Here is an 11,720-nt window from a genome sequence, read left to right as displayed (position 1 = left end):
GTCCGCTTCTGGCACAGAGCAGCCTGTCAGATTAAATTCAGCTCTGTGCCATAACCGGGTCAGGTCAAAACAGCGGAGGTAAAATCGGCCTTCCACGGCAGCAGATCGCGCAGCCGGTTCACTGGCCAGTCCTGAATGTGGCTGAGCACGTAGCGCAGCCACGCTTCGGAATCCACGTCGTTCAGCCGGCAGGTTCCGATCAGTGAGTACAGAACAGCAGCACGTTCTCCGCCCCTGTCTGAACCGGCAAACAGCCAGTTCTTCCGGCCCAGGGCAACGCCCCGCAATGCGTTTTCCGCGATATTATTGTCCATTTCCGCCCATCCGTTACGGCAGTAAAGGTTCAGCGCGTCCCACTGCTTCAGCAGGTACGTGAATGCCTTTGCCGTGTCGGAGTGGCGCGACAGTATTGTCATCTGTTGTTGCACCCAGTCGTACAGCGACTGCATCAGCGGAATGCTTCTGGCTTCTCTGGCTGCCTGCCGTTCCTCTGCCGGGCTGCCCCTTATTTCCGCCTCGATGGCATACAGCTCACCGATGCGCCGGAGCGCTTCGGTGGTGATGCCGGTCGGCGTGCGGGCATGGACGTCGTGGATTTTTCGCCGGGCATGCGCCATACAGGCCGCTTCGGTGATACGGCCGTCTTCGTACAGCGCATTATAGCCACTGTACGCATCCGCCTGCAGGATGCCGCTGTACCCGGCAAGATGCTGTTGTGGATGGATACTTTTCCGGTCCGGTGAGTATGCAAACCATGTCGCCGGCGGCAGATGCGACCCGGCGTTGCGGTCATCCCGCACGTACACCCACAGACGGGCAGTGCGCGTTTTGCCGCTGCCAGGCTCCTGTACCGGGACCGGGATATCGTCGGTGTGCACCTTACCCGGCATCAGTACGTACTGGCGCAGCAGGTCATACAGCGGCTCCAGCAGTTCGCTGACCGAGCCGGACCAGCGCCCCAGCGTGGCACGGCTCAGCTCCACGCCCTGGCGGCTGTATATCTCCGACTGTCGGTAGTGAGGCGTGTGTTCGGCGAACTTCGCCGTGACAATGCGCGCCAGCAGGCCGGGGCCGGCGTAGCTGCGCTCTATGGGTTTTGACGGCATGGGGGCCTGAACGATGTGGTCGCACCTGCGGCAGGCCAGCTTCGGCCGCTGCGTTTCGATAACCCTGAAGGCACTGCTGATGAGCTCCAGCTGTTCCGACACGTCGCAGCCCAGCGCGCTGAGCTCTCCGCCGCACGCCGGACAGGTGGTTTCTTCCGGAGTCAGCGTGCGGGTTTCACGGGGAAGCGAGGCCGGTAAAGGTTTGCGGGCGGAAGTCTGGCGCAGCGGCTGCGGGAGTGCCGGGTCATGCTGCTCACCCAGGACCTCCGCCATTTCCTCCTGCAGGGCGCTGATGCGATCCTCAGTCTCGCGCACCTGACGTGCCGTTTTCTCACGCAGCTTTTCGGAGCTTTTGCCGAACTGCATGCGCTGCAGTTTCGCAACCAGCGCCTTCAGGCGGCTGATTTCGCTGGCGTAGGCCGCCACCCGCTGTGACAGGAGGTGGTTGTATTCGGCCATCTGCTCAAGGCTTCGCTGCTGCGTGTCCAGCAGCGCCCTGAGCCGGGCGTTTTCTGCAGAGAGTGAGCGTTCCATGCATTCACATTACGCCGGTTCAGATGCGCAGGCCAGGAGGATTTATCCGCTGCGGATGCTTCCAGTTGATACCTTCCAGCAGCATCGCCAGCTGGGCCTGCGTGAGGTGCACCCTGCCGTCCCGGTTCACCGGCCAGACAAAGCGCCCCCGCTCCAGGCGCTTGGTGAACAGGCACAGGCCGTCCGCATCGGCCCAGAGGATTTTCACCATATCGCCGCGCCTGCCCCTGAAGATAAACAGATGGCCACCAAACGGGTCTGCCCGCAGCGTGTTCTGCACCTTCGCCGCCAGCCCGTTGAAGCTGCAGCGCATGTCTGTCACGCCGGCAACCAGCCAGATGCGCGCGCCTGACGGAAAGCTAATCATACCTCACTCTCACGGAGCTCACTGACCAGCGCCCGCAGCAAGTCCGGTGTCACGGGGCCGGTCAGGCTCAGGGTGCCGCCGGGCAGCGTCAGCTTACAGCTGATAACGGGGGGCGAATCCGGAACCCCACTGCTCTGCCTGACCGGAACGGGAAAAGGCTCAACCATGACGGGGATCATCCCGGCGCGCGTGGCGGGGTCCAGTAGGCCCTGACGGTGCAGGTTGCGCCAGTTAAACACCAGGTTATCGTTGACCCCGTGCTCCCGGGCCAGCTGTGCCACACAGGCGTCCGGCTGCAGGCTCAGCTCCGCCATGCGGATTTTGAACTCCAGCGGCCAGTCCGGGCGCCGCTTTTTTACGGGCAGATTCGTTTCCAGATTGAAAGCGTAAAGCTCCTCATCAAGCCGTTCCGGCGTGTAGTCTTCGGGCAGCGGCCAGTTAATACCCGTACGGCGAAAATGTAGTGGTTTACTGAATTTGGCCACCTGAATAGAGGTGATATGCTCATCTCAGAACAACACAGGTGTCCCAATGAAAAAAAGAAATTTCAGCGCAGAGTTTAAACACGAATCAGCTCAACTGGTCCTTGATCAGAACTACACCGTTGCAGCTGCGGCCAGTGCTATGGATGTGGGTCTTTCTACCATGACGCGATGGGTAAAGCAGTTGCGGGATGAACGACAGGGCAAAATACCTAAAGCCTCCCCTATAACCCCGGAACAGATTGAAATACGCGAGCTGAAGAAAAAGCTACAACGCATTGAAATGGAAAACGACATATTAAAAAAGGCTACTGCGCTCTTGATGTCAGACTCCCTGAACAGTTCTCGTTAATCGGGAAACTCAGAGCGCAGTATCCTGTGGTCACACTTTGCCACGTGTTCGGGGTTCATCGCAGCAGCTACAAATACTGGGAAAAAAGCCCCGAAAAGCCAGACGGCAGGCGAGCGGTGTTACGCAGTCAGGTTCTGGAACTGCATAACATCAGCCATGGCTCTGCTGGCGCAAGAAGTATCGCGATTATGGCAACCCTGAGAGGCTTCAGAATGGGACGCTGGCTTGCCGGCAGGCTCATGAAAGAACTGGGGCTGGTGAGTTGTCAGCAACCTACCCACCGGTATAAACGTGGTGGTCATGAACACATCGTTATCCCGAATCACCTTGAGCGACAGTTCGCAGTGACAGAGCCTAATCAGGTATGGTGCGGCGATGTGACGTATATCTGGACAGGCAAGCGTTGGGCTTACCTCGCTGTTGTTCTCGATCTGTTCGCAAGAAAACCGGTGGGCTGGGCAATGTCATTCTCACCGGACAGCAGGCTGACCATCAAAGCACTGGAAATGGCGTGGGAAACTCGCGGTAAACCAGCCGGAGTGATGTTCCACAGTGACCAGGGTAGCCACTATACAAGCAGGCAGTTCCGGCAGTTACTGTGGCGTTGCCGGATCAGGCAGAGTATGAGCCGACGTGGAAACTGTTGGGACAACAGCCCGATGGAACGCTTCTTCAGAAGTCTGAAAAACGAGTGGGTGCCAGTGACAGGTTATATAAACTTTAGCGAAGCTGCACATGCGATCACAGACTATATCGTCGGGTATTACAGCTCGCTAAGGCCGCATGACTATAACGGTGGGTTACCCCCAAACGAATCGGAAAACCGATACTGGAAAAACTCTAAAGCGGTGGCCAGTTTTAGTTGACCACTACATCCGGGCGATTATCTGCGTAACCTCCAAAATGACCGTGGTTATAATTGCGATATGAGCCCGATACAACAAGCTGAGGGTGAATGAACCGTTTTTCATACTCTCCCATTTCAGCACTTCTATCGCACAAGAAAGGAAGCGCAAAATGCATAAAATGAGAAGGGTAGGTCGCAGTGGCTTTGCGACGCGGCCGCCTATGTTTAATCATTTTTTCCGAGGGTTCATAATATCCGAGTAGCCACCTCAGCTTCCTGACGAGAAACGGATGAACACAGGATGTACGGTTCGAGAGGTCCAGGTCGTCCTTGAACTTTACAAAATTACAGCATGCCTCTACTAAAGGATCATGCCAGTCATGACGCTCGATTTTGAAATCGCTCACAACTTCTACATCTGAATTCATTGGGTACACCAGACTTAATTTTCTGAGTAGCTATTCTGCCGAACAGGACGGGAACGCCGGTATTTCTGATCTCACTGTCGCCTCCCAGGACCACCAACGGCCCGGCCCATATTCCGATTCATAGTGAGAGGTTTTATCCTGCTTACGCAGCAGGTACTCCGGCGTGTTCATGCCGAAGACTTCCATCGGCAGCGCATCCACGCCAGGAACGTCCTTCAGTACGAAATCCGGAAATACGCCATCCTCGCCGTCGTAGCGCAGCTTCTTGATGAAGGCGCGTTTTTCCTGCCACAGCTTTTCTTCCACAGCACTTTCATAGCTGGAATCCAGCGGAATAAAGCGTGGGCTGACCGTCATCAGTGCCACATCGATCACGGTACTGCAGCTGGACGGCCGGTTGCGCCCGTCAATGTGTCTGAACGATGTTTCAGGCTGCTCCGTTTCAGTGATAACCATCACTTTCATTCCTCTGCGCCAGTCGCTCAGCTCTCGGCTAAAGCTTCGCTCCAGGCGAAGACGAACGTCTTCAGGCATAACCAGATCGGGAAAGCCAGAAAACAGCCCCAGCGGCAGCATAGTCTTCAGCCGTGCTTCAGCGGCCTCACTCCAGCCAGCCAGCATGGAAACCACAATGAGTCGCCTTTTGTTTTTTTCGGCCGATCTCAGATGCTCCCGGTTGGCGATAACCTGCTGAGTACCCTTCATGGCCATGAGCAGCAGGGATTCTTCCAGCGGCACGCGACCAATACGAATCCGGACAGCCGTGTGCTGCAGGCGCCAGCTCACCCAGCCAGGGGAGCGCTTCTTTTTATCGAAAGCGGGATGACAGACATTAATACCAGACTGCTCCCACAGCAGGTGCAGAAGCCCCAGCAGGCTCATCGATGGCCGCCGTTTGCGTTTCACCGGTTCGTCGGCTGAGGCGTTTTCAGCCGTTTTTGCATCAGAAGGTGCCTTTTTCTGGAGGCCCGTGGGCAGTCTGACCACAATGGTGCCATCCGCTGCGGCACGAACCGCTTCCCCCTGATAAATCTCTGCCTGACGTTCATCAGACCACACCGAATAAAACCGGCAGTCAGGTTTATGCTCATTACCCGTGAATGCGTATGAAGATAGCCAGCAGCGTTCGGTATCCCGGGAGTAATGAACCTTCAGCCGCCTCCTAACCGGATCGTTTTCTGCCGGCAGACACCTGCAGGTCACCACTGTGGTTTTTTTATTATCCCGGGAGTGTTTGAGCCAGCGCTGCCAGATGGATGTTTCATTCTGCTGGAAATCCTCAGACGCCTCCTGCTGGCCCCGCTGACCAGTGAAGTGAACCAGATAAAATTTTTTCTTTGCCATATACAGTTCCCACCGCTGGTTATACGTCCTTTATCATTTATGAATAGCAGCACTACACAGGTGATGACTCCTCCCAAAGCCGGTTAAATCTCTCTGATATCTTTACTAGGAATGAATCGTCTTTCATAACCAGCCCATTCTCGGCATTACGTTTCTCTGCTGATGTATTGTAATTCAATGACAACGTTTATACCGTGCCTCCATCAACCATAATATATTTATTTTGCATGATACTGTATATGCCGTTGTAGAAAAAATAGTAAAATGAGAATGTAATAATGCCCTCTAAGATTGAAATCATAGTCAGCGCAGATTATCTGCCTGATTAGGCATATATAACAAAGAAAGTTACCTATGAAAACAGCTTGAACATAATGACCAGAAACAGTAGAAGGGTTTTAAAAAACAGTTCAATTGCATTGAGACCGAGCATAGAACGTTTGCTTACCTTTGCCATCCTGCACTATTTTTTCACGCTCAGGTCTATATTACCAAAATAGCGTTTTTTAAGTTTTTCAAAAGTACCATCATTTATAATATTTTTTATCCCTTTGTTGATTAATCTTTTAGTCTGGTCATCATTTTTACGAATCCCATATGCCGACCCTGCACTGAATAGATTATCGTCGGTCACCTCTGGTCCTTTAAGTTCAAAATTCTGACCTTCCGGCGTTTTTAAAAAACCAAACATAATTCCTACTGACGGACTCAGCGCGCCGTCGACACGACCTGCATATAAATCTTGGTAGATGGCATCCTGATCAGGATAACTCTTAATGTTAACACCAGCAGGAAGCCAGTATTTGTTGGCATAGGCCTCTTGAATCGATCCCTGTTGGACGGCAATATTTTTCCCCCTCAGCTTATCTGCTTGAGGATAAAGGGAAAGATCTTTCCGGGCTACGAGTTGTGTCGGCACATGGAATACATAATCGCTAAAATCAATGGCTTTCATCCTTTTTAGTGTGACGCCTAGTGGGGAAATAACATCAATTTTTTTTGCCAGAAGCGCCGGTATCTGAGCGTCGAACGTATTGACTACGTAGTCACATTTTGCATTGATCGATTTGCAAATGGCATTGGTCACGTCAATATCGAATCCTTCTGGTTGCCCTGTTTTTTCGGCACTTTGAAAGGGAGGATAAGTCAAATCAACCCCAACACGTAATGTCAGCCGATCTGCTAAAACTGCTGGTGACAGAGTCAGAAGAACAATAATTCGCAGCCAATTATTTTTACTTAACACGATAATCATTCCTATTAAATTTTAAAATCGCTCTGGATTAAGAGCAGTAGCCTTAGTTCGCCAAACTTATGTCTGAGCATGTGCTACTTCACTGACGACACTGCTCGATGTCCTTCCCTTCATCCGGTTTAGCAAGAATTTAATCTACATAAAAAAATTATAACTTTAAGTGACTATTTCATTACAAAATGTAAAAAAAATTATTTTTTTTCAAGGTACCTGATGACTAAATTGCCGTAAAAATATGCCTAAATTTTTGATGGGGTAGTATACTTTCCTGCCTGCAGGAATGATTAAAGAATAAATATTTTTTCCTTTTAATACATATATATAAATAAAATTTTAGAGTGTACTGGTGTGGTCACACTATCGTGTATATACCTAGTGTATATGGTCTTAGCAAGATACATTACGGGCCACGTTTAAGGCAAAAGAGGGTGGCTTTTTTCGAATTCTGAAGTGTTCAGAAAAATCAGCGAATGAGAACGATCATGATAAAGAGTGGTCTCTAAGAAGGATTTGTGGCTTGCGTCACGAAATTTCCTTCAACTCAGAAACACTGGAGTGTTGGCCAATATGAACCCTGCGCTGAAACAACTTCACCCCTACCCGTTTGAAAAACTTCGAGCTTTGCTTGCTGAGGTTCAACCTGATGAAAATCACACGCCTATATCATTGTCGATCGGAGAGCCTAAACATCCGGCCCCTGACCTGGTCAAACAAATGCTTATCGCCAGTATTGATAAGATGTCGGTGTATCCCGCTACCTTGGGTATTCCTGCATTGCGCGAGGCAATCATAAACTGGTGTGAACAGAGGTTTGACGTTCCGGCAGGATGGCTTGATGCCAGCCGTCACGTTCTTCCGGTAAACGGGACACGTGAAGCATTGTTTGCTTTTACCCAGGCCGTTGTTGAACCGAATGTCGATGGCCTGGTGGTCAGCCCAAACCCTTTCTATCAGATATATGAAGGTGCTGCCATCCTTGCTGGCGCTGTTCCGCATTACCTGCCATGCCTTGAGAGTAATGGTTTTATTCCTGACTTTGAGGCTGTTTCAGCAGATATCTGGACACGTTGTCAAATTGTCTTTCTGTGTTCCCCCGGCAACCCTACCGGTGCACTTATTCCTCTCGAAACACTGAAATCACTCATTAGCCTTGCGGATAAATACGATTTTATTATTGCAGCTGATGAATGCTACAGCGAATTGTACTTTGACGAACTGACGCCTCCTCCGGGCTTAATGACTGCGTGTGCTGAACTTGGCCGAAGCGATTTTAAGCGCTGTGTTGTTTTCCACAGTCTTTCAAAACGTTCAAACCTTCCGGGTCTTAGGTCTGGATTTGTGGCTGGCGATGCAGAAATTCTCAAAGCATTTTTGCTTTACCGCACATACCACGGCTGCGCAATGCCGGTGCACAGCCAGCTAGCAAGCGCCACTGCCTGGCGGGATGAGACACACGTTCGCGACAACCGTTCTCTTTACCGGGAAAAGTTTGACGCGGTTCTGGAAATTCTGACCCCCGTTCTTAAAGTGAACAAGCCTGACGGAGGCTTTTATCTTTGGGCAAAAGTTCCTGGCGACGATACAGACTTTTGCCGTCAACTCTTTCGCCATGCACATGTTACGGTTATTCCAGGTTCCTATCTCTCGCGGGAGGTTGACGGAATCAATCCGGGCTCAGGCTGGGTTCGAATGGCATTGGTTGCATCTGTTGCAGAATGTGTGGAAGCGGCAATACGCATACGGGATTTTATGTCTACCTATCGTATTTAAGTACTTATAACAAACGTAAACTAGCCAGTGGTATCAAATTTAGATACCACTGGCTATCCTTAATTCTCTCTGGTCAGGTTTCAAGCATATGAAGCTCATATAAAAATTTAAAAAAATCTCATTTTTAACATTTGCGCCTCACTCCGACCAACTTTTGGTCAACATGCCTCTCGGGATTTGTATATTTTCCGTGTTGCTCTAATTCTGTCTGCTCTTTTATAGCTAATACCGGTTGTATTACAAGCCAGGGATGTCCCAGATGGCTTTGCTAAAGGTGCCTGAGGATGAGGCAGAGCCTCCCTGTTAAGTTCTATCTCGTTATGTGGCTCATCATGTAACATTCTTTTTTTATGATGTTGCCTGCCCATGTGTCTGTTTGCAATGAGCCTGCATAACCTCGAGGAGATGATGGCAGAGCGTGGCGTGATGGTTGACCATTTCCTTTCTTTAGCGCTGAGCAGATCCTTACTGAGAACACCGACGTTTTTTTCACAGGCTCATGGCGTCCCTCAGACCCAGAAAATGGACTCCATTATGTATCTGTCCACATACCATTGTTTCCTGCCACTATAAATTCGTTATGCATAATACTTTAATGTTTATGCTTTGTGACCGGAACACCCGAACCGGCCAGTCCATAATCAGTAACCAGCTGCCGTGACTTTTTTTCATCAACCACCATCTTACGAGTACACCCCGTTTTGATAGCTTTTCAAGCGCTTCTGCTACTGGCACATTTGTAAATCCGTACAGAGACACATCGGCAGAACCGGCACCTGGGCGTATAAAATATATGATTAGTACCAGAGCGGTGCAGTCCTGTGAAAGCCCGCCTGCAGGTCAGAGCTGGCATAAGGGAAAAATGACAAAAACAGATTGGTTGATGCGATTCAGACGTTGTCGTTCGATTGATACGCTGGAGACTGTATATGAGCACCTGAAATACAAAGGTGACTCGAAAGAAGAGTTCGCAATTAACTCAGCATATGATCATCGTAAGGCTGAATTGACAATGGGAAAGTTGTTTGATCGCGTTCCGCCACACGTATGGAAATTCGTTAAATGAGAGACTGCATGGAGTAGCAGCAAGATTTTACCGGTAACTGACGGCGCACACACAAATTCTTTGTGTGCGCGCCTTCAGTTGAACAAGCCGCAGGCGCGTTAGCAAAGAAGATCGTTTATCCACATTTGCACAGGCTCGATCCAATAACTTACCAATTTAGATCCTTTTAGCTCCTAAAAGATCCCGCTGTCTCTCAGGCCCTGCCACATAAGGCCTGAAGCACTTTTATGATGTGTGGTGGCGGGATAAACATGTGTTCTGACGGGAAAATCGTGTGTGCTGGTGGGCTGGTAATGTGTGCTGTTGGGATGTAGTGTGTGTGCTGTTGGGATATAAGCCATTTTTAATAACAGGAAGATCCTGTGACGCAGAGTTGAGATAACTATATGACAGATAAGTCATTCATTGGCGATGCACTTTATAGTGACATGGTCAGTAAAGAAAAACAGCTCACAGTTAATTCTAACAATACTGTTCAGCCCGTGGCATTGATGCGCCTTGGTGTTTTTGTTCCTAAACCCACGAAATCACAGGGTGAAAACAATATTGTTGATGCTTCGGAATTGTTTTCACAACTGGAGATTGCCCGGGCTGAAGGTTACGATCATATCAACATTTCAGGTCCGCGACTGGATATGGATAGTGACTTCAAAGTGTGGATAGGAGTTATCTATGCTTTCGGCCGACACGGACTGACATCGAATAAAATTGAACTGAAATTCACTGAGTTTGCTAAAGGGTGTGGTTTTTCTGCTAAACGTATAGACGGCAGGCTGCGCCTTTCGATCCATGAATCTTTGGGGAAATTACGTAATAAATCAATCTCTTTCAAACGTGGACGTGATGCTAAGGGAAGTTATCAGACAGGGCTTTTGAAAACAGGCTACTTTGATGCTGAAAAAGATATCGTCCAGCTTGAAGCGGATGAAAAACTCTGGGAACTGTTTCAGCTGGATTACAGAGTCCTTCTTCAGCAACATGCAATCAAAGCACTACCTAAGAAGGAAGCGGCTCAGGCTATTTACACTTTCATTGAAAGCCTTCCAGCCAATCCTATTCCGGTAAGCTTTTCACGTTTACGTGAACGTCTCTCTCTTAGCAGTTCTGTAAGCGAACAAAACCGCACAATCAAAAAAGCGCTTGAGCAGTTACAAAAGATAGGTTACCTGGAATTCTCACTGGTTCGTAAAGCGCGGGAAAATTTCGTTATTATTCATAAACGTAATCCAAAACTTAAACCGGCTGACATCTGAATGTGTGCTATCGGGGGCCTTAGACAGCCCTCCACTTCAGAACAGCAATTATTCTATCCCGCCAGCGCACATGCTCAGGCAATGCATTGTTCCGGAAACCTGTCAGGGCACATATTAAGGGCTTTGACTCTTAACAGCAGCCCGTCAGCACACACAATCGGGTATTTTAAGCACATCTGATCCCCTCCAGCACACATTAATCTCCCGCTAACGCACATAATTATGAGTCATTCAGGAAAACCTATCCTGCCAGCACACACTTTCTGAAGTCTCTGAAGCTCAGTTTCCCGCCAGCACACATGATCGTGACTTTCGGACGGGCTTAACCGGCCATGACACATTTTTAAGTTTCACTTGAACTCGTATCCCTCCAGCACACATTTCTGTATCCAAAATGAAGAAAATAGCCTGTCAGCCTGTATTTCTTTGCTTCTGCAAAGTAAATGGGCGTCCACCTTATCAGTCAGTTGCTTCATATAGCCCGTTATAGACGGCTTTTAGAGGAACTGCCTGTAAGCAGAACCGCCAGCACATATGTTGAAGTCCTGTGCTTTTTAATACCCGCCAGCACACATTTTCCTTTGGGAAATGACATTCCGCCTGCGCACATTCTCTTTCATGACAACGGTATCCCGCCAGCACACACGATCTATTGCTTAGTTCAAGATGCTTTAGGTTGCAAGTCTCCTATTTCAGACGTGTATTGTCTAAAAGGTTGAGTAAATGAGACTTTTCATCTTCTCTACCGAAATAACCGCACTCAGTTTTAATTAAAATTGTGCCTCCGCCAAACTTATTGAAGCACGCATGAATGACCTTCGAAACTTCTGAAACTTCTGAAACTTCTGAAACTTCTGAAACTTCTGAAACTTCTGAAACTTCTGAAACTTCTGAAACTTCTGAAACTTCTGAAACT

At 49.4% G+C, this 11,720-nt stretch carries 10 protein-coding genes; 4 read left to right on the top strand and 6 right to left on the bottom strand.

What is annotated here, in order from left to right; genetic code table 11:
- Positions 1–59 precede the first annotated feature (59 nt).
- The 3 genes from tnpC to tnpA are packed head-to-tail and all read right to left on the bottom strand — an operon-like array spanning position 60 to position 2,492.
- Entirely contained in the window at positions 60–1,640 is a 1,581-nt protein-coding gene (gene tnpC / locus CMR03_RS09230) for an IS66 family transposase (protein WP_096011320.1), read from the bottom strand.
- Between the two features lie 19 nt (positions 1,641–1,659).
- Positions 1,660–2,007 carry an IS66 family insertion sequence element accessory protein TnpB gene (gene tnpB / locus CMR03_RS09225; protein ID WP_063881273.1) on the bottom strand — a complete coding sequence of 116 codons (348 nt, stop codon included), beginning with the start codon at positions 2,005–2,007 and terminating at the stop codon, positions 1,660–1,662.
- Complete coding sequence (gene tnpA / locus CMR03_RS09220; RefSeq protein WP_096011357.1) at positions 2,004–2,492, bottom strand: IS66-like element accessory protein TnpA; 489 nt, start codon at positions 2,490–2,492, stop codon at positions 2,004–2,006. The genes tnpB and tnpA overlap by 4 nt, the downstream gene beginning before the upstream one ends.
- Positions 2,493–2,538: 46 nt before the next feature.
- Between tnpA and CMR03_RS09215 the strand changes: the two genes are divergently transcribed.
- A protein-coding gene (locus CMR03_RS09215) for an IS3 family transposase (protein WP_085980264.1) occupies positions 2,539–3,707 on the top strand; the annotation gives its coding sequence in 2 pieces (ribosomal slippage) (positions 2,539–2,788 and positions 2,788–3,707; 1,170 coding nt in all).
- A 439-nt stretch (positions 3,708–4,146) separates the two neighbouring features.
- Here the strand turns inward: CMR03_RS09215 and CMR03_RS09205 are convergent.
- Positions 4,147–5,460: a DUF1173 family protein gene (locus tag CMR03_RS09205; protein WP_029571165.1), complete on the bottom strand. Its 1,314-nt coding sequence runs from the start codon at positions 5,458–5,460 to the stop codon at positions 4,147–4,149.
- A 463-nt stretch (positions 5,461–5,923) separates the two neighbouring features.
- Complete coding sequence (locus CMR03_RS09200) at positions 5,924–6,715, bottom strand: transporter substrate-binding domain-containing protein (protein WP_029571166.1); 792 nt, start codon at positions 6,713–6,715, stop codon at positions 5,924–5,926.
- 567 nt (positions 6,716–7,282) lie between these two features.
- On the opposite strand from CMR03_RS09200, the gene dapC reads away from it, so the two are divergent.
- From dapC to CMR03_RS09185, 3 genes are all read left to right on the top strand, one after another.
- Positions 7,283–8,485 (top strand): succinyldiaminopimelate transaminase, encoded by a 1,203-nt coding sequence (gene dapC, locus CMR03_RS09195; protein ID WP_029571167.1) that lies wholly within the window; start codon positions 7,283–7,285, stop codon positions 8,483–8,485.
- 862 nt (positions 8,486–9,347) lie between these two features.
- Positions 9,348–9,551 (top strand): hemolysin expression modulator Hha, encoded by a 204-nt coding sequence (gene hha / locus CMR03_RS09190; protein WP_072005118.1) that lies wholly within the window; start codon positions 9,348–9,350, stop codon positions 9,549–9,551.
- A 386-nt stretch (positions 9,552–9,937) separates the two neighbouring features.
- Positions 9,938–10,804 carry a RepB family plasmid replication initiator protein gene (locus tag CMR03_RS09185; protein WP_029571168.1) on the top strand — a complete coding sequence of 289 codons (867 nt, stop codon included), beginning with the start codon at positions 9,938–9,940 and terminating at the stop codon, positions 10,802–10,804.
- A gap of 687 nt (positions 10,805–11,491) precedes the next feature.
- Here CMR03_RS09185 and CMR03_RS25365 read toward each other — a convergent pair.
- Positions 11,492–11,720, bottom strand: a 229-nt coding sequence (locus CMR03_RS25365; RefSeq protein ID WP_208625015.1) for a hypothetical protein, incomplete at its 5' end; no start/stop codon positions are given.

Source organism: Pantoea allii (assembly GCF_002307475.1).
Taxonomy (GTDB): Bacteria; Pseudomonadota; Gammaproteobacteria; order Enterobacterales; family Enterobacteriaceae; genus Pantoea; species Pantoea allii.
Note: the sequence above shows the minus strand (reverse complement) of the source record. Positions and strands in the feature narration are given on the sequence as shown.